This window comes from Pedococcus sp. P2_A3, assembly GCF_056405035.1.
The window spans coordinates 58,365-77,180 of the sequence record NZ_JBFUCW010000019.1 but is presented as its reverse complement, the minus strand read 5'-3'; the positions used below and the strand labels follow the sequence as shown (position 1 = coordinate 77,180).

Below are 18,816 nucleotides of genomic sequence, written 5' to 3'. Positions count from 1 at the left end.
ACATCGCGCGCGGGTCAGACGTTGCCGAGCACCCGGTCGACGGCGATCTCGACCACGACGCGCTCCGGGTTCACCCGCGGCACCCGGTAGCGCGCGGCATACCGGCGCTCGGCGTCGGCCACGGACTCCGGGTCGCTGAGGACCCTCGCCGTGCCCTCGAAGGAGAGCCAGTGGCGCCCGTCGACCTGGCACACGACCGCGCGGCCGCCGGCCGCCGCGTTGCGCGCCTTGCGACTGGGACCGCTGGTGATGACGCGGACGACCAGCCCTTCGGGATCCCAGGTGAAGCCGACCGGCACCACGTGCGGTGACCCGTCGGGCCGCAGGGTGGTGAGGGTGGCGAGGTGCCTCGCGGTCACGAACTCGAGGGCGGCGGGGGAGAGGTCTGCGGGTTTCGTCGACACGGTCAGAGTCTTCCCTAGTGGCCGGTCAGCGCACCGAGCAGTGCGGCGATCCGCGCCGGGCGGCCGGTGCGGGCCTCCTCGCGGTCGGCGGCATGGGCGAGCCGCAGGCCGGCGTTGATGCCGGCCCACCGGGCCGGCTCGGGCTCCCACCGGCGGCTGCGGTGGCCGACCCACGGCAGCTGGGTGATCGGGGTGGCCCGACCGGTCACGAGGTCGGCCAGTGTGCGACCGGCGAGGTTGGTGGCTGCGACCCCGTCGCCGACGTAGCCACCGGCCCAGCCGAGCCCGGTGCTCGGGTCATGACCGACCGACGGGTGCCAGTCCCTGGCGATGCCGAGGGGCCCGCCCCAGGCGTGGGTGAACTCCACCCCGCCCAGCTGGGGCAGGAGGTCGGTGAGTGTCGCACGGAGATCGGCGAAAACCGTTGCCTCGTGGTCGAACTCGGGCCTGATGCGTGACCCGAAGTGGTATGGCGCCCCGCGCCCGCCGAACGCGAGGCGGTCGTCCACCGTGCGCTGGCCGTAGATGATGACGTGGCGGTGGTCGCTGAAGACCTCGCGCTCGGCGAGACCGATCCTCGACCACTGGTCGTCGGTGAGCGGCTCGGTGGCGACCATCAGCGAGTAGACCGGGGCGACCGTGCGGCGGTGGCCGGGCAGCGTGGGTGTCCACGACTCGGTGGCCCTGATGACGTGGCGGGCCGCGACCTGCCCACCACCCTCGAGCACGACGCGGCCCGGCTCGATCGCGTGGACGCGCACGCCCTCGACGACCTGGGCGCCCTGCGACCGCACGGTGGCGCCGAGGCCGTCGACCAAGCGCTTCGGGTGGACCCGGGCGCAGTGGGGGCTGAACGTCGCTCCTTCGACACGGCTCGCCGCCAGGCGCTCGGACGCCTCCGCCGCGTCGAGCCAGCGGGTGCCGACCCCCCACTCGCCTGCCTCCTCGACCTCGGACCGGGCCCGGGCCGCCTGCGCGGGCGACCGTGCTAGGGCGACCGCCCCGCCCTTGCGGAATCCGCAGTCGATCGCAGCGGATTCCGTTGCCCTGCCGACCTCGTCGACGGTGTTCTGCAGCTCGGCGACCATGGCCCGCGCCGCCGCAGCACCGCTCCGCCGCGCCAGCGTCGACGGCCCGACCGGCCACAGGGCCGACACCCACCCGCCGTTGCGGCCGCTCGCGCCGAAGCCGACGTGCTCAGCCTCGAGCACCACGACGTTGAGTGCCGGGTCCGCGAGCAGCAGGTAGTGCGCAGTCCAGAGCCCGGTGAAGCCCCCACCGACGATGACGACGTCCGCGGTCCTGGGTGGTACGGCAGGTGAGGAGAGCCCGTCCGCCGGCGGCGCGGCATACGGGCTCTCCCACCACAAGGGGTGGCTCACGAGGTGACGGTCGGGCTCAGAGGTGCTTCTCGGCTCCGGTGAGGACCGACCGCAGCCGCGACTCGATGTCGTCGAACTCGGGCTGGCCGATGATGAGCGGCGGCGCGAGCTGGATGACCGGGTCGCMACGGTCGTCGGCGCGGCAGTAGAGGCCAGCGTCGAACAGCGCCTTGGAGAGGTAGCCGCGCAGCAGCCGCTCGGACTCCGCGTCGTCGAAGGTCTCGCGGGTGTCCTTGTCCTTGACCAACTCGATGCCGTAGAAGTAGCCGGCGCCGCGGACGTCGCCGACGATCGGCAGGTCGAGCAGCTTCTCCAGGGTCGCCCGGAACTTGGGGGCGTTGTCCTTGACGTGCTGGTTCAGGCCCTCGCGCTCGAAGATGTCGAGGTTGGCCATCGCGACCGCCGCGCTCACCGGGTGTCCACCGAAGGTGTAGCCGTGGGGGAAGTAGGTCGTGCCCTTCTTGAAGGGTTCGAACAGCCGGTCGCTGGCGATCATCGCGCCGATGGGGGAGTAGCCGGACGTCATGCCCTTGGCGCAGGTGATGATGTCGGGGACGTAGCCGAAGTCGTCGCAGGCGAACATCGAGCCGATCCGGCCGAACGAGCAGATCACCTCGTCGGACACCAGCAGCACGTCGTACTCGTCGCAGATCTCCCGGACCCGCTCGAAGTACCCGGGCGGGGGCGGGAAGCAGCCGCCGGAGTTCTGCACCGGCTCGAGGAACACGGCGGCGACGGTGTCGGGGCCCTCGAACTCGATGGCCTCGGCGATCCGGTCGGCGGCCCAGCGGCCGAACGCCTTCTCGTCGTCACGCAGGTGCTCGGGGGCGCGGTACTGGTTGGTGTTGGGCACCTTGAAGGCGCCCGGCACGAGGGGCTCGAACATCTCCTTGGCCGCGGGGATGCCGGTGATCGACAGCGCTCCCTGGGGGGTGCCGTGGTAGGCCACCGCACGGCTGATCACCTTGTGCTTGGTGGGCTTGCCGGTCAGCTTGAAGTACTGCTTGGCCAGCTTCCAGGCCGACTCGACGGCCTCGCCGCCGCCGGTGGTGAAGAAGACGCGGTTGAGGTCGCCGGGAGCGCCGTTCGCGAGGCGCTCGGCCAGCTCGATGGCCCGCGGGTGCGCATAGGACCACAACGGGAAGAAGGCGAGCTCCTTGGCCTGCTTGGCCGCCGCCTCCGCGAGCTCGGCGCGCCCGTGGCCGACCTGCACGACGAACAGCCCGGCGAGGCCGTCGATGTACTCGTTGCCGCGGTCGTCCCAGATCTTGTGGCCCTCGCCGCGCGTGATGATCGGCACGCTGTGGCCCAGGCCGCCCTCGGAGCGGTCCTCGAAGACCGAGTGGCGGGTGAAGTGCATCCACAGGTGGTCGCGGGCAGCCTCGCTGTGCAGCGTGCCCAGCGGCGTGTGGGTGTCGCTGGACGGTTCGAAGATGGACAGGTCAGTGGTCATCGAGTACCCCAGTTGTAGTGCTGCTTGTTGAGTTTCAGGTAGACGAACGTCTCGGTGGTCTGCACCCCGGGAAGGGTGCGGATGCGACGGGTGAGCAGGTCGAGCAGCTCGGCGTCGTCCTCGCAGACGACCTCGGCCAGCAGGTCGAAGGACCCGGCCGTCGTGACGACGTAGGAGACCTCCGACATCGCCGTGAGGGCGTCACCCACCGGTAGGAGGTCGCCATCGACGCGGATCCCGATCATGGCCTGCCGGCGGAAGCCCACCTGCAGCGGATCGGTGACCGCGACGATCTGCATCACCTCCTGGTCGAGGAGCCGTTGCACGCGCTGGCGCACCGCCGCCTCGGACAGCCCCACCCGCTTGGCGATGGTGGCGTAGGACTGCCGACCGTCCTCCTGCAGCTGCTCGATGATGGCCTTCGACACGTCGTCGAGGCGCACATCGGTGCTGGTGCTGGCGGGTCGGGTCACGCTGGTCATGGTGGTCCCCAAGTGCCGATAAAGCAAGTCCCCACACGACGGAATCAGTCGCACCCGGTCGCATCTGGCAACGTTTTCCGTATCTTGACGGCCGCAACCTATTGAAATCCATCGTCGGACGGCTACAGTGCCAGACACCGGAATCAGCACCCGATCGGCATTGGAGCACCTCAGTGACCACGTCCGCGGCCCCCCGCGTCCTGCGCAACTTCATCAACGGTGAGTACGTCGAGGCGCAGACCGATGCGACCACCGACCTCGTCAGCCCCGTCACCGCCCAGGTCGTCGCGAAGGCACCGGTCTCCACGGCCGCCGACGTCGACGCCGCCTACGCCTCGGCGAGCAAGGCGTTCACCGAGTGGGGCCAGACCACTCCGAGCGAGCGCCAGCAGGCCCTGCTCAAGTTCGCCGACGCGGTCGAGAAGCGGGCCGACGAGTTCGTCAAGCTCGAGTCCGAGAACACCGGCAAGCCGTGGGCCCTGACCACGTCAGAAGAGCTCCCGCCGATGGTCGACCAGCTGCGGTTCTTCGCCGGGGCGGCCCGGGTGCTCGAGGGCCGCGCGGCAGGGGAGTACATGAAGGGCCACACGAGCTGGGTCCGACGCGAGCCGATCGGCGTCGTGGGCCAGGTGACACCGTGGAACTACCCGATGATGATGGCGGTCTGGAAGATCGGCCCCGCGCTCGCAGCAGGCAACACGATCGTGCTCAAGCCGTCCGACACGACGCCCGAGACCACCCTGCTCCTGGCCGAGATCGCCGCGGAGTTCATGCCGCCGGGCACCTTCAACGTCGTCACCGGTGACCGCGAGACCGGACGTGCGGTGGTGGAGCACAAGACCCCAGCCCTGGTGGCGATCACCGGGTCCGTGCGGGCCGGCATGCAGGTGGCGGAGAGCGCCAGCCGCGACCTCAAGCGCGTCCACCTCGAGCTCGGCGGCAAGGCGCCGGTGATCGTCTTCGACGATGCCGACATCGAGGCCGCGGTCGAGGGCATCGCCATCGCCGGCTACTTCAACGCGGGTCAGGACTGCACCGCGGCGACGCGGGTGCTGGCGGCGCCGCACATCCACGACGACTTCGTCGCCGCCCTTGGTGAGTACGCCAAGAACTCCGCCAAGGTCGGCCTTCCCGATGACGAGGACGCGCTCCTCGGCCCGGTCAACAACCGCAACCAGCTCGAGCGGGTGCAGGGTTTCCTGTCGCGACTCCCCGACCACGCCTCCATCGCGGCGGGCGGGCACCGGCTCGACGCCCTGGGCGACGGGTTCTTCCTCGAGCCGACCGTCCTGTCCGGCCTCAAGCAGGACGACGAGGCGATCCAGGACGAGATCTTCGGCCCGGTCATCACCGTGCAGCGCTTCACCGACGAGGCCGAGGCCATCGCCTGGGCCAACGGCGTGGACTACGGCCTCGCGTCGAGCGTGTGGACCAAGGACTTCGGCCGGGCCATGAGGGTGTCCAAGGCCCTCGACTTCGGCTGCGTCTGGATCAACACCCACATCCCGATCGTCGCCGAGATGCCCCACGGCGGCTTCAAGAAGTCGGGCTACGGCAAGGACCTCTCGATGTACGGATTCGAGGACTACACCCGCATCAAGCACGTCATGGCCAACATCGACAGCTGAGCCACGGTCGCGCCGCGACGGCATACGCCGCCCCCCACTCACCCCACTCACCCCACCACTGCCCACCGCCATCAGCAGGAGAGCCACCATGACCGAACCGCTTCCCCCCATCCTCACCGCGGCGCTCGCGCGCGGCCTCGTCTCGCGCCGGACCCTGATGGTGGGTGCGGCGGGTGTCGGGATCACTGCCCTGGCCGCCTGTGGCTCGAAGGGCCGCAACCCCACTGCGTCCGGCTCCACGACGGCGACCGCCAAGGCTGCCCAGGACATGTCGGACTCCGAGAAGCTCGTCAACTGGTCCAACTGGCCCGAGTACATCGACGTCGACGACAAGACGAAGGCCAGGCCCTCGTTGGTCGCCTTCACCAAGAAGACCGGCATCACGGTCAACTACACCGAGGACTACAACGACAACGACGAGTTCTACGCCAAGGTGCGGCCCCTGCTGGCGGGTGGCACGGACACCGGCCGTGACGTCTGGTGCAGCACGGACTGGATGGTGGCGCGCCTCATCCGTCAGGGCTTCGTCCAGAAGCTCGACCTGGCAAACATCCCCAACCACGGCAACGTCGAGAGCTCCCTGCTCGATGTCGAGTTCGACCCCGGCCGGCTCTACTCCCTGCCCTGGCAGAGTGGGTTCGCCGGAATCGCCTACAACCCCAAGGCCACCGGTGGCAAGAAGATCGAGTCCATCGACCAGCTGCTGACCGACCCCGCGCTCAAGGGGAAGGTCACGCTCCTGACCGAGATGCGCGACACGGTCGGTCTCGTCCTGATGGCCATGGGCAAGAAGATCGAAAGCTTCACGGATGCCGACTTCACGGCCGCCATCGACGAGCTCAAGAAGGCCAAGGACGCAGGACAGATCAAGGGCTTCACGGGCAACGACTACACCAAGCCCCTCGCGGCCGGGGACACCGCCGCCTGCATCGCGTGGACGGGCGACATCGTCCAGCTGCGCGCCGACAACCCCGACCTGGGGTACGTCCTCCCGTCAACCGGCTGCACGCTGTGGTCGGACAACTTCGTGATCCCGGCCCTGGCCAAGCACAAGAAGAACGCCGAGACGCTGATCAACTACTACTACGACCCCCAGGTCATGGCCGAGGTCGTCGACTACGTCAACTACATCTCCCCCGTGAAGGGCACCAAGGAGGTGCTGACCAAGCTCGACCCGGAGATCGCCAAGAACACCCTGATCGAGCCGGACGCTGCGACCTTGGAGCGGGCGCACGTCTTCCGGGGTCTCACCGCTGCGGAGGAGACCAAGTACAACGCGGCCTTCGCCGAGCTGACGGCCGGGTGACGTGGCGACCCAGACATCCGGCGACCTGAGTCTCGTCGGGATCAGCAAGGAGTTCGAGACCTTCACGGCGGTCCATCCGCTCGACCTGCAGGTCCCGGCGGGCTCGTTCTTCGCCCTGCTCGGGCCGAGCGGCTGCGGCAAGACGACCACCTTGCGGATGGTCGCCGGGCTGGAGGAACCCACCACCGGCAAGATCCTCATCGGCGACCAGGACATCACCGACACCAAGGCCTTCCGCCGCAACGTCAACACGGTGTTCCAGTCTTACGCCCTGTTCCCGCACATGACGGTGCTGGACAACGTCGCGTTCGGGCTCAAACGTCGTGGCGACAAGGACGCGATGGGCAAGGCCAAGGAGTCGCTCGAGCTCGTGCAGCTCGGTGCGGTCGCGAAGAAGAAGCCAGCGCAGCTGTCAGGAGGCATGCAGCAGCGGGTTGCCCTGGCGCGAGCCATCGTCAACCGCCCTGACGTGCTGCTCCTCGACGAACCGCTCGGTGCCCTCGACCTCAAGCTGCGACGACAGATGCAGATCGAGCTGAAGCGCATCCAGTCCGAGGTGGGCCTGACCTTCATCCACGTCACCCACGACCAGGAGGAAGCCATGACGATGGCCGACTCGATCGCCGTGATGAACGCCGGCCGGATCGAGCAGCAGGGCGACCCGGCCAGCCTCTACGAGCACCCGAAATCGGTCTTCGTCGCCAACTTCCTCGGACAGTCCAACCTGCTGCGGGCCTCCATCGATGCTCCCCCAGTCGACGGCACCATGATGGTCAGCTCCCACGGCCAGCGCCTTGAGGTCGACGCCTCGCACATCCCCGAGGGGGCTCGCGAGATCTGGCTCGGGGTGCGGCCGGAGAAGCTGCGGCTGGGCGAGGGCGGTGGCCCCAACCGGCTCCACGGCGTGGTCGTCGACGCCTCCTTCACCGGAGTCGCCACCCAGTACCTGGTGCGCCTGCCCTGGGACCAGGAGCTCACGGTCGTCCAGCAGAACGACGGCACCGCCCGCGCCATCGAGGGCGAGAACGTCACGGTCTCGTGGGCCAGCCACCACGGGTTCGTCCTCGACGCCGCCGAACCGGCGGACGCGGGACTGGGGCACGAAGATGGCTGAGATCGCCGCGGCTGTCCCAGGAACGGGTCACCAGCTTCCCCCGCCGCGGGCCGGCCGGCGCAACTGGGTGCCGTACGCCCTGCTCGTCCCCGGGCTGCTCTGGCTCTTCGTGTTCTTCGTCGTGCCCATGATCACCCTGGGCTCGCAGTCCCTGCAGGAAGGCGATGTCGACAACGGTTACACGTTCACGGGCAACGTCGCGATCTACGGCCAGGCGCTGCAGAGCTACTGGCCGCAGCTGCTGCGCTCCATCGGGTATGCCGCGTCGGCAACTGTGCTCACGCTGGTCCTGGGCTATCCGCTCGCCTACTTCATCGCGAGCCGCAAGGGCCGCTCGAAGTACGTCCTCCTCGTGCTCGTGATCGCGCCGTTCTTCACGAGCTTCCTGATCCGCACGCTGGCCTGGCAGACCATCCTGGCCGACAAGTACCCCGTGGCCGGGTTCGCGCGGTGGACGCACTTCACCGACCTCCTTCAGCTGATCGGCCTCACCAACAACGACTCGTTGCTCTCCAGCAAGTTCGCGGTGATCTGCGGCCTGACCTACAACTTCCTGCCGTTCATGATCCTGCCGCTGTACTCCTCCCTGGACCGGGTGGACGGCCGGCTCCTCGAGGCCGCCCGGGACCTCTACGCCACGCCGCGGGAGACGTTCCGCCGCATCACCTGGCCGCTGTCCCTTCCTGGCGTGGTGGCCGGGACGCTGCTGACGTTCATCCCGGCGGCCGGCGACTACATCAACTCCAGGCTGCTCGGCAACACCCAGACGGTGATGATCGGGCAGGTCATCGACGCCCAGTTCCTAAGGGTCCTGAACTACCCGCTCGCTGCGGCCCTGTCGTTCGTCCTGCTCGTCCTGATCCTCGGCCTGGTCACGGCGTACGTCCGCAAGGCCGGCACCGAGGAGCTGGTCTGACGTGGCACTGGTCAACTGGCTGCGACGGCACCTGCTCGCCTTTGCTGCGATGGCGGTGCTGGCCATCCTCCTGGTGCCCAACGTCGTGGTGGCGCTGTTCTCATTCAACAAACCCAATGGGCGCTACAACTACGAATGGGTGCGGGGCTCAGCCGACGCCTGGACCAACCCGTGCGGCACGCCGGGGATCTGTGAGGCCCTGGGCCTGAGCCTGAAGATCGGCATCACGGCATCGCTGGTGGCGACGGTGATGGGCACCATGATCGCGTTCGCGCTGGGCCGGCACCGCTTCCGCGGGCGCGCTGCGACGAACATGCTCATCTTCATGCCCATGGCGACTCCCGAGGTGGTCATGGGATCGAGCCTGCTGACCCTGTTCGTCGCACTGGGCCTGCCGGCGGGCGCCACCGCGATCCTCATCGCCCACATCATGTTCTGCCTGTCGTTCGTCGTCGTCGCGGTGAAGGCCCGCGTGAGCTCCCTGGATCCCAAGCTCGAGGAGGCCGCGGCCGACCTCGGGGCGGGCCCGGTGGCCACCTTCCTGCGGGTCACCCTGCCGCTGGTCGCCCCGGGGATCGCGGCAGGTGCGCTGCTCGCGTTCTCGCTGAGCTTCGACGACTACATCATCACCAACTTCAACGCGAGTCCGAACTCGGTGACCTTCCCGATGTACGTCTGGGGAGCCGCCCAACGCGGGACCCCGGTGCAGATCAACGTCATCGGGACGGTCATGTTCGTGTTGTCCGTGGGCATCGTCCTCACTGGTCAGTTCGTCTCCGCCCGCCGAGCGAAAGCAGCCTGAGATCTCATGCGCATCCTCATGATCGGCGCCGGTGGCGTCGGTGACGCTGCCGCACGCATCGCTGTCGAGCGGGACTTCTTCGAGCAGCTCGTCGTGGCCGACTACGACCTCGGCCGCGCCCGGGCGACGGTGGAGGCGGCGACGGCCCGCCGCGACGGCGAACGGCGACTCGTGGCCGCCCAGGTCGACGCGTCCGACGAGGCGGCGGTGGCTGCCCTCGCGCGCGAGCACGGGTCGACGCACGTCTTCAACGCCGTGGACCCGCGCTTCGTCATGCCCATCTTCCGAGGTGCCCTCGCGGCGGGCGCCGGTTACCTCGACATGGCGATGAGCCTTTCGCGCCGTCACCCCGACGAGCCCTATGCCAAGGTGGGCGTCAAGCTCGGTGACGAGCAGTTCGCGATGGCCTCGCAGTGGGAGGGCTCGGGTCAGCTCGCGCTGCTCGGCATGGGCGTCGAGCCGGGGCTGTCCGACGTGTTCGCGCGCTACGCGTCCGACCACCTGTTCTCGAAGATCGACGAGCTCGGCACCCGAGACGGCGCCAACCTGGCGGTGTACGACGAGGACGGCAACGAGACCTTCGCCCCCGGCTTCTCGATGTGGACCATCATCGAGGAGTGCCTCAACCCGCCGGTGGTGTGGGAGAAGTCCCGGGCCACGGCAGGGGGAGGTGTCGAGGCAGGGTTCTTCACGCTGCCGGCCTTCAGCGAGCCGGAGGTGTTCGACTTCCCCGAGGGCATCGGGCCGGTGGAGTGCGTGCACGTCGAGCACGAGGAGGTGCTGCTGATGCCGCGCTGGCTCGACGCCGAACGGGTCACCTTCAAGTACGGTCTCGGCGACGAGCTCATCACCATCCTGCGCACCCTCCACACGCTCGGCCTCGACGGCACGGACCCGGTGCGGGTCAAGGGGGTCGAGGTCTCACCGCGTGACGTGGTCGCGGCGGTGCTACCTGACCCAGCCACCATCGGGCCGCGGATGAAGGGCAAGACCTGCGCCGGTGTCTTCGTCACGGGCACCGGCAAGGATGGGCAGCCGCGGAGCACGTATCTCTTCCACGTCTCCGACAACGAGGAGACGATGACCGAGTACGGCGCCCAGTGCGTCGTGTGGCAGACCGCCGTCAACCCCGTCGTCGCACTCGAGCTCGTCGCCACGGGAGTGTGGAGCGGGGCGGGGGTGCTCGGGCCCGAGGCCTTCGACGCCCAGCCCTTCCTCGACCTGCTGGCCGCGCCCAAGCCGCAGGGATACGGGTCCCCGTGGGGCCTGGAAGACCGCTGATCCCTATGGCCCGCAACGGGACTAGGTTGGTGCCATGACGAGATACGGCCAGCAGTACGGCCCGGACTTCACCTTCCTCGGAGTCGACCGCTGCGACCTCGACGACGAAGCCACGTATGGCGATGCTGACGTCGTGATCCTCGGCGCACCGTTCGACGGCGGCACCTCGCACCGTCCCGGCACCCGCTTCGGGCCCCAGGCGATCCGGATGACGGACTACCTGCCCCACGACGGGTCGCGCCCCTCGCTGGCGTTGCGCACCGACGGCCTCGTCGACCTCAGGGTCGTCGACGCGGGTGACGTCGAGATGTACTCCGGCGACATCGAGCGCTCCCTACCCAAGCTCGAGGCGGCGGTCGAGCGCGTCACGCGCGCGGGCGCCATACCGGTGGTGCTCGGAGGTGACCACTCGATCGCCTTCCCGGACGCCAAGGGGGTTGCCAACGTGCTCGGGCACGGACGCGTCTCGATGATCCACTTCGATGCCCACGCCGACACCGGTGACATCGAGTTCGGCTCGCTGTGGGGACACGGCCAGCCGATGCGTCGGCTCATCGAGTCGGGGGCGCTGCGCGGAGACCGGTTCCTCCAGATCGGCCTGCGCGGCTACTGGCCGCCGCCGGAGACGCTGGACTGGATGGCCGGACAGCAGATGCGATCGTTCGAGATGACCGAGATTGTGCACCGCGGCCTCGACGAGGTGCTGACCGAGGCGTTCTCCATCGCCACCGACGAGTGCGAGGGTGTCTTCCTCTCCGTGGACATCGACGTCTGCGACCCGGGGCACGCCCCCGGCACAGGCACCCCGGAGCCGGGCGGCCTGTCTGCCCGACAGCTGCTCGACGCCGTCCGCCGGATCTGCCTGGAGCTGCCCGTCGTCGGCGTCGACGTCGTCGAGGTGAGTCCCCCCTACGACCACGCTGACATCACCGCAGCGCTCGCGAACCGCGTTGTCCTCGAGGCTCTTTCGGCGATCGCCCGCAAGCGGCAGGACGAGCGTGACGGCACGAGCTGGGACCCGTCCCAGCCCCTCCTGTCGGGTCGCAACGGTGCCATCCCGCAGGGCCACATCCCGCACCAGCACACCCACCAGACGCACGACCAGAGCGACGACCAGTCGCACACGCACCCACCCGAGCACGCACCGGAGGAACAGGGCTGATGGCCACCACGCAGAAGTCCCTCATCGACTCGGTCCCCAAGGGCCTGTTCATCGGCGGAGCGTGGCGTGACGCCACCGGGGGCGCCACCCTCGCCGTCGAGGACCCCTCGACCGGGAGCACCCTCACCCACGTGGCCGACGCGAGCGTCGCGGACGGCAAGGCCGCCCTCGATGCGGCCGCGGCAGCGCAGGCGGAGTGGGCGGCCACCGCGCCACGTGACCGCGGCGAGATCCTGCGGGCGGCCTTCGAGCGGATCACCGAGCGGGCCGAGGACTTCGCCACGCTCATGACGCTGGAGATGGGCAAGACCCTGGCGGAGTCGCGCGGCGAGGTGACGTACGGCGCGGAGTTCTTCCGGTGGTTCTCCGAGGAGGCAGTGCGCATCCACGGTCGGTGGTCCACCGCACCCAACGGCGCGACCCGGCTGCTGACGATGAAGAAGCCGGTCGGGCCCACGCTGATGATCACCCCGTGGAACTTCCCGCTGGCGATGGGGACGCGCAAGATCGGCCCGGCGATCGCCGCCGGCTGCACGATGGTGGTCAAGCCGGCCAGCCAGACCCCGCTGACGATGCTCGCCCTGGCGGAGCTGCTGCGTGAGTGCGGCCTGCCGGCCGGGGTGCTGAACGTCGTCACCACCTCCCACACCGGCGACGTCATGGAGCCGCTGATCCGCGACCCGCGGCTGCGCAAGCTGACCTTCACCGGGTCGACCGGGATCGGTCGCAAGCTCATCGAGCAGTCGGCCGAGCAGCTGCTTCGGGTGTCGATGGAGCTCGGTGGCAACGCCCCATTCATCGTCTTCGAGGATGCCGACCTCGACCGAGCCGTCGAGGGCGCGATGCTGGCCAAGATGCGCAACATCGGGGAGGCCTGCACGGCGGCCAACCGGTTCTTCGTGCACGAGAGCGTCGCCGACCAGTTCGCGAAGAAGTTTGCGGCCAGGATGGCTGGGCTCACCCTCGGCAAGGGCACCAAGAAGGGGGTCGACGTCGGACCCCTCATCGACGCCAAGGCCCGCGACGGGGTGACGGAGCTCGTCGAGGACGCGAAGGCCAAGGGTGGCACGGTCCTCACCGGCGGGGGCCAGGTGAAGGGACGCGGCTACTTCTTCGAACCCACGGTGATCAGCGGGGTGCCGATGACGGCTCGCGTGATGAGCGAGGAGATCTTCGGGCCGGTCGCACCGATCACGACCTTCCGCACGGAGGCCGACGCGATCACCAAGGCGAACAGCACCGAGTACGGCCTGGCGTCCTACGTGTTCACCAACGACCTCAGCCGGGTCATCCGGGTCAGCGAGGCGCTCGAGTACGGGATGATCGGGATCAACCAGGGCATCATCTCCAACCCGGCGGCGCCGTTCGGCGGCGTCAAGGCCTCCGGCTTCGGCCGGGAGGGTGGGTTCGAGGGGATCGAGGAGTACCTCGAGACCACGTATGTCGGCATTGCTCCGTGACCTATGTCGGAATTGCCCCGTAACGGCCAACAATTGGTCATCCTTTTGGATGCGAACCACGTCAAACCCCCCCACTGGGGGCCGTGGGGTTGTTGAATCGGTCACATGACCACGGACCCGGCCCCCGTCCTCTCGGTCGCGGACAGCTCGTCGTCTGCCCCCGCGTCCGACACCACGCCCGACTTCGCCTCGCACTCGCGCAACGTCGGCCGGCTGCGCTCCCTGAGCGACGTCCTCGTGGAGACCGACGAGAAGCTCCGCCTGGGCGAGACGGCGGGTGCCCGGGTGTGGCCGACCGGGTTCGAAGCGCTCGACCTCGCCCTGACCGGTGGTTTCCGTTCCGGCGAGCTGGTGCTCATCGGCGGACCGCAGGGGCTGGGCAAGACGGCGATGGCCCTGCAGATGCTGCGCAACACGGTCGCCGCCAACCGCAGCGCGGTGCTCTTCACCTACGAGCACGACGCCCACAGCATCCTCGAGCGGCTCATCGCGATCGAGGCGGGGGCCATCAAGGGCATCGAGGGCGTCGGACTGGCCAAGATCCGCGCCGGGTTCGAGGCCAGGCACAGTCGCGCGCGTTCCATGCGTGAGCGCTTCGCCGACAGTGTGGGTGGTGCCGAGGCGGTCGAGGCGCTCGAGGGCTACTCGCAGCGGTTGCACGTGCACACCTCCAGCGGCATGCACACCACGATCGACGCGATCCGCGCCGCGGTCGCCGAGGTCGTCGAGTCCGACGGCCGCCCACCCCTGGTGCTCGTGGACTACCTCCAGAAGGTGCCCGTGCCGGGGGTGACGAACGAGGAGGACCGCATCTCGGTCGTCGTCGAACGCCTCAAGGACATGTCGCTCGAGCTGGGCGTGCCGGTGGTCGCAATCGTCGCCGCCGACAAGTCCAGCCTGGTCGCCGGCCGCCGGATGAGGGTGAACGACCTGCGCGGCTCGTCCGCCCTGGCCTACGAGGCCGACGTCGTGCTGATCCTCAACGACAAGTACGACATCGTCGCCAAGCACCACCTGGTCTACCACCTCGGCAACGCCGAGCGGTTCCGTCACTGGGTCGTCATGTCGATCGAGAAGAACCGCAATGGCGCCGACCACCTCGAGCTGGAGTTCCAGAAGCGGTTCGAGCAGGGTCGGTTCGAGCCCGAGGGGCGCGTCGTGGAGGAGYAGCTGATCGAGGAGCGCGTCTTCCAGAACTAGCCGCAAGGCTGGAACCGCTGCCGGGTGCGGGGTCCGGAAGCCACCCCTAGGGTCGACCCCATGCCCGCTGACCAGCGCAGGACCGCCCGGGTGGCGCTGGTCGTGCTCGGCGTCGCGGCCGTCTTGCTGGTGTGGTGGTGGGTCGGCCAGGGCTCGGTGGGTCCGCTCGGCCAGCAGGGTGGCGGCTCACCCGCCTCGTCCCGCTCGGCAGCCGTCCCCGGCCCGAGGGACACCAGCGGTCTGCCCCCGGTGGCGGAGGCCGACCTCCCCACGCAGGCGCGTCAGACCCTCCGGCTGATCTCGGCGGGCGGCCCGTACCCGTACGCCCGGGACGGGGCGGTCTTCCAGAACCGCGAGCGCCTGCTGCCCCGCAAGGCCGGCGGCTACTACCACGAGTACACCGTGCCCACTCCCGGGGAGGGCGACCGCGGAGCCAGGCGGATCATCGTCGGCAACGGAGGCGAGCGCTACTGGACCCCTGACCACTACACGACCTTCAGTGTCATCGTGTCCAGCGTCCTCGAGGGAGGTGGCCCGTGATCCGTGTCCTGGGTCCGGAGGTGTCCATCGCCGACGTCGTGCGCGAGGCGCGGAGGATGGGGGGTGAGGTCTCGGTGGTGCCTGCCGGCTCGACCAAGGCGGAGAGCATCGACCTGTTCGCCGAGGTGCTCGACTTCCCCGACTGGTTCGGTCGCAACCTCGACGCGCTCGCTGACTGCCTGCACGACTACGCGGAGGTGCCGGGGGAGGACGGCGGTCCACGCCACCTCGTCTGGGATGGCGTGGCACGGCTGCGGCGCAGCCACCCCCAGGGCTACGAGGACATCGCCAGCGTCCTCGACGAGGTCAGCGTCGACCACGAGGGCTTCCTGGTCACCGTGCTCGACCGGTGACCCTTCGTTACCGTGAGCCCGTGAAGCCCACCACGCCCCGGGCCGTCCACGGACTCGTCGCGGTCGTGGCCACCGTCGCCGTGGTCTGGCAGCTCGTCCTGGTCGTCAACGGGGCCGCGGTGCTCGACGAGACGGCAGCGAAGTCCCTCGGCACCCGGTTGGTCGAGTTCATCTCCTACTTCACGATCCTGTCCAACCTCCTGGTGATCGTCGTCTCGGCCGTGCTGGCCCGTGACCCAGCCCAGGACGGGCGCGTCTGGCGCGTCGTGCACCTGGCCACGGTGGTCGGCATCACCGTGGCCGGCGTCGTGCACTGGTTCCTGTTGCGGCCGATCCTCGATCTCTCCGGCAGCAGCTACGTCGTCGACAAGCTGCTGCACGTGGTCGTCCCGCTCCTGTTCGTGACGGCCTGGGTGGCCGTGGGTCCCCGTCGGCAGTCCACCCGCGCCGAGGTGCTGCCGAGCCTGCTGTGGCCCCTCCTCTGGGGCGCCTACACGCTGGTCCGGGGCGCGCTCGTGCACTTCTGGCCGTATCCAATCATCGACGTGGACGCGCTCGGGTGGGGACAGGTCCTCCTCAACCTTGCGGGGGTCGCTGTCCTCTTCGGGATCGTCGGCCTGGCCTTCGTGGCGGCCGACCGAGCACTGGCACGACGGTCACCACCCGCTGCATGAGCGACAATGGGGCAGTGACCTCCCCGCGCACCGTTGCCGTCCTCGGCTCCACCGGCTCCATCGGCACCCAGGCCCTGGACGTCATCTCGCGCAACCCGGACCGCTTCCGGGTGGTCGCCCTGTCCGCCGGCTCGAACCTCGCGCTCGTCGCCGAGCAGGCCGTCGCCTTCGAGGTCGACCTCGTGGCGGTCGCCCGCGGCACTCACGAGCAGGTCGCCGAGGCGATCGGAGCGTATGCCGCGCGGGCCGGCCGCGCGGCATACCGACCCCAGGTCGTGGTCGGCGACGACGCTGCCGTCGCGGCAGCGGCGTGCGGTGCCGATGTCGTGCTCAACGGGATCACCGGCGCGATCGGGCTCCGGCCCACCCTGGCGGCACTCGCGGAGGGTTCCACGCTCGCGCTCGCGAACAAGGAGTCGCTCATCGTGGGCGGTCCGCTGGTCAAGGCGGCGGCTCGCCCCGACCAGATCGTGCCGGTCGACTCCGAGCACTCGGCCATCGCGCAGTCGCTGCGTGGCGGTCGTGCGTCGGAGGTGCGGCGGCTGGTCGTCACCGCGAGCGGCGGACCGTTCCGCGGACGCAGCCGTGAGTCGTTGCGTGACGTCACGCCGGCCGAGGCACTGGCGCACCCGAACTTCTCCATGGGGAGAGTGATCACGACCAACTCGGCGACCTTGGTCAACAAGGGGCTGGAGGTGATCGAGGCACACCTGCTCTTCGACATCCCGTTCGACCGGATCGACGTCGTCGTGCACCCGCAGCAGATCATCCACTCGATGGTGGAGTTCGTCGACGGGTCGACGATCGCGCAGGCCGGACCGCCGCGGATGCTCGTGCCCATCGCGCTGGGGCTGTCGTGGCCGGAGCGGCTCGCCGACGTCGACGTGCCGGTCGACTGGACGCGGGCTCAGTCGTGGGACTTCGAGCCGCTCGACGACGAGGCGTTCCCGGCCGTGCGGCTCGCGCGCCAGGTGGGGGAGGCCGGTGGCACGTTCCCGGCCGTGTACAACGCGGCCAACGAGGTCGCCGTCGATGCCTTCCATGACGGACACCTGGGCTTCGTCGAGATCGTCGACACGGTCGCCCGGGTGGTGGAGGATCACGCGTCCGGCAGCGGCACGGGGATCGAATCAGGGACACTGTCCGTTGAGGACGTGATGCGCGCCGATGCGTGGGCACGCGACGAGGCACGGAAGGTGCTGGCTTTGCAGACTGGACGGATGACCGCGACACCGCTGTCGGACACCGAGGGGGCGATGCACCGATGACCGTGCTGCTCTACGTGCTCGGCGTGCTGTTCGTGGTCCTGGGGGTCGGCCTGTCCATCGGCCTGCACGAGATCGGACACCTCGTCCCGGCCAAGAAGTTCGGCGTCAAGGTGACGCAGTACATGGTCGGCTTCGGCCCCACCGTGTGGTCCACGCGCCGTGGTGAGACCGAGTACGGCATCAAGGCCATCCCGCTCGGCGGCTACATCCGGATGATCGGCATGTTCCCCCCACGGCCTGGCGACGCCGAGGGCACGATCCGCGTCTCCAGCACCGGACGGTTCAGCCAGCTCGCCGACGAGGCCCGACAGCTGAGCCTCGAGGAGATCAAGCCCGGCGACGAGGACCGGGTGTTCTACAAGCTGTCCGTGCCCAAGAAGGTCATCGTCATGATGGGTGGCCCCGTCATGAACCTCGTCGTCGCGGTCGTCCTGCTCACGGGCCTCGTGACGCTCTACGGCCAGCAGGAGGTCAAGGACGGCGCCGTCGTCGCCTCGGTCAGCGAGTGCGTCGTGCCGGCCAGCCAAGCCGCCTCCAAGACCACCTGTGCTCCGTCGGACCAGAAGACGCCAGCCTTCCTCGCCGGGATCAAGCCCGGCGACAAGATCGTGTCGGTCGCCGGTGAGCCGATCAAGCGCACTGTCGACGTGGGCAAGCTGATCCGGCCTCGCGTCGGGCAGACGGTCCCGATCGTCGTGCTGCGTGACGGCGCCGAGCAGACGCTGCAGGTCACGCCCATCCGCAACACCGTCCAGCAGGTCGGCCCTGACGGCACGCCCCTGGTCAACGCCGACGGGGAGCCCGTCGTCATGGACGCTGGCTTCGTCGGTGTCTCGTCGGCACCGGTCACTGCGCTGGAACGGCAGTCCGTCGCGGTCGTGCCGGGCATCCTGGGCGACCAGGTGAAGCACATCGCCGGAGTGTTGCTGCACATCCCGCAACGGATGACAGACGTCGCCCAGGCGGCTTTCGGCTCGGAGGCTCGCGATCCCAACGGGCCGGTCTCCGTGGTCGGGGTCGGACGGATGGCCGGCGAGATCTCGTCGGGGTCGATCGACGGTCTCGACACGGCCGCGAAGATCGCGATCCTGGTCAACCTGGTCGCCGGGCTCAACATCGCGCTGTTCGTCTTCAACCTGATCCCGTTGCTGCCCCTGGACGGCGGTCACGTCGCTGGCGCGCTGTGGGAGGGCCTCAAGCGCACGACGGCCCGCCTGCTCAAGCGTCCGGACCCCGGTCACGTCGACGTCGCCAAGGCCCTCCCGGTCGCGTATGCCGTGTCGTCGGTGCTCATCGTGATGTCCCTCCTGCTGATGTACGCCGACGTCGTCAAGCCCGTCAAGGTCGGCTGACCCGGCCACAGCCGGCGTCCGCGCCACCATCCCCCTGGG

The 18,816-nt window shown here is 69.2% G+C and carries 18 protein-coding genes; 14 read left to right on the top strand and 4 right to left on the bottom strand.

What is annotated here, in order from left to right; translation table 11 throughout:
- Positions 1-14 precede the first annotated feature (14 nt).
- The 4 genes from AC1DX8_RS15475 to AC1DX8_RS15460 are packed head-to-tail and all read right to left on the bottom strand — an operon-like array spanning position 15 to position 3,721.
- Entirely contained in the window at positions 15-404 is a 390-nt protein-coding gene (locus AC1DX8_RS15475) for a TIGR03618 family F420-dependent PPOX class oxidoreductase (RefSeq protein WP_477630827.1), read from the bottom strand.
- Between the two features lie 14 nt (positions 405-418).
- Positions 419-1,786 (bottom strand): NAD(P)/FAD-dependent oxidoreductase, encoded by a 1,368-nt coding sequence (locus tag AC1DX8_RS15470; protein WP_477630826.1) that lies wholly within the window; start codon positions 1,784-1,786, stop codon positions 419-421.
- 16 nt (positions 1,787-1,802) lie between these two features.
- Entirely contained in the window at positions 1,803-3,239 is a 1,437-nt protein-coding gene (locus tag AC1DX8_RS15465) for an aspartate aminotransferase family protein (protein ID WP_477630825.1), read from the bottom strand.
- Positions 3,236-3,721, bottom strand: a complete 486-nt coding sequence (locus AC1DX8_RS15460; protein ID WP_477630824.1) for an Lrp/AsnC family transcriptional regulator — start codon at positions 3,719-3,721, stop codon at positions 3,236-3,238. Before AC1DX8_RS15460 ends, AC1DX8_RS15465 begins: the two co-directional genes overlap by 4 nt.
- A gap of 173 nt (positions 3,722-3,894) precedes the next feature.
- Between AC1DX8_RS15460 and AC1DX8_RS15455 the strand changes: the two genes are divergently transcribed.
- From AC1DX8_RS15455 to AC1DX8_RS15390, 14 genes are all read left to right on the top strand, one after another.
- A complete protein-coding gene (locus AC1DX8_RS15455) occupies positions 3,895-5,349 on the top strand; it encodes a gamma-aminobutyraldehyde dehydrogenase (protein ID WP_477630823.1) in 1,455 nt (484 codons plus the stop codon).
- 88 nt (positions 5,350-5,437) lie between these two features.
- Positions 5,438-6,655: a polyamine ABC transporter substrate-binding protein gene (locus tag AC1DX8_RS15450; protein ID WP_477630822.1), complete on the top strand. Its 1,218-nt coding sequence runs from the start codon at positions 5,438-5,440 to the stop codon at positions 6,653-6,655.
- A gap of 1 nt (position 6,656) precedes the next feature.
- Complete coding sequence (locus tag AC1DX8_RS15445; RefSeq protein WP_477630821.1) at positions 6,657-7,769, top strand: ABC transporter ATP-binding protein; 1,113 nt, start codon at positions 6,657-6,659, stop codon at positions 7,767-7,769.
- Positions 7,762-8,685, top strand: a complete 924-nt coding sequence (locus tag AC1DX8_RS15440; RefSeq protein WP_477630820.1) for an ABC transporter permease — start codon at positions 7,762-7,764, stop codon at positions 8,683-8,685. The genes AC1DX8_RS15445 and AC1DX8_RS15440 overlap by 8 nt, the downstream gene beginning before the upstream one ends.
- A gap of 1 nt (position 8,686) precedes the next feature.
- Positions 8,687-9,487, top strand: a complete 801-nt coding sequence (locus tag AC1DX8_RS15435) for an ABC transporter permease (protein WP_477630819.1) — start codon at positions 8,687-8,689, stop codon at positions 9,485-9,487.
- Positions 9,488-9,493: 6 nt separating this feature from the next.
- Positions 9,494-10,768 (top strand): saccharopine dehydrogenase family protein, encoded by a 1,275-nt coding sequence (locus AC1DX8_RS15430; RefSeq protein ID WP_477630818.1) that lies wholly within the window; start codon positions 9,494-9,496, stop codon positions 10,766-10,768.
- A 34-nt stretch (positions 10,769-10,802) separates the two neighbouring features.
- A complete protein-coding gene (gene speB, locus AC1DX8_RS15425) occupies positions 10,803-11,930 on the top strand; it encodes an agmatinase (RefSeq protein WP_477630817.1) in 1,128 nt (375 codons plus the stop codon).
- Entirely contained in the window at positions 11,930-13,390 is a 1,461-nt protein-coding gene (locus AC1DX8_RS15420; RefSeq protein ID WP_477630816.1) for an NAD-dependent succinate-semialdehyde dehydrogenase, read from the top strand. Before speB ends, AC1DX8_RS15420 begins: the two co-directional genes overlap by 1 nt.
- Before the next feature lie 105 nt (positions 13,391-13,495).
- Positions 13,496-14,590, top strand: coding sequence for a DnaB-like helicase C-terminal domain-containing protein (locus AC1DX8_RS15415; protein WP_477630815.1), 1,095 nt, complete (start codon positions 13,496-13,498; stop codon positions 14,588-14,590).
- Between the two features lie 60 nt (positions 14,591-14,650).
- Positions 14,651-15,130 (top strand): guanyl-specific ribonuclease, encoded by a 480-nt coding sequence (locus tag AC1DX8_RS15410; protein ID WP_477630814.1) that lies wholly within the window; start codon positions 14,651-14,653, stop codon positions 15,128-15,130.
- A complete protein-coding gene (locus AC1DX8_RS15405; RefSeq protein WP_477630813.1) occupies positions 15,127-15,483 on the top strand; it encodes a barstar family protein in 357 nt (118 codons plus the stop codon). Before AC1DX8_RS15410 ends, AC1DX8_RS15405 begins: the two co-directional genes overlap by 4 nt.
- A gap of 20 nt (positions 15,484-15,503) precedes the next feature.
- Positions 15,504-16,157: a Pr6Pr family membrane protein gene (locus AC1DX8_RS15400; RefSeq protein ID WP_477630812.1), complete on the top strand. Its 654-nt coding sequence runs from the start codon at positions 15,504-15,506 to the stop codon at positions 16,155-16,157.
- Complete coding sequence (dxr, locus tag AC1DX8_RS15395) at positions 16,154-17,425, top strand: 1-deoxy-D-xylulose-5-phosphate reductoisomerase (RefSeq protein ID WP_477630811.1); 1,272 nt, start codon at positions 16,154-16,156, stop codon at positions 17,423-17,425. Before AC1DX8_RS15400 ends, dxr begins: the two co-directional genes overlap by 4 nt.
- Positions 17,422-18,777, top strand: coding sequence for a M50 family metallopeptidase (locus AC1DX8_RS15390; protein ID WP_477630810.1), 1,356 nt, complete (start codon positions 17,422-17,424; stop codon positions 18,775-18,777). The genes dxr and AC1DX8_RS15390 overlap by 4 nt, the downstream gene beginning before the upstream one ends.
- The last annotated feature ends 39 nt before the right edge of the window (positions 18,778-18,816 follow it).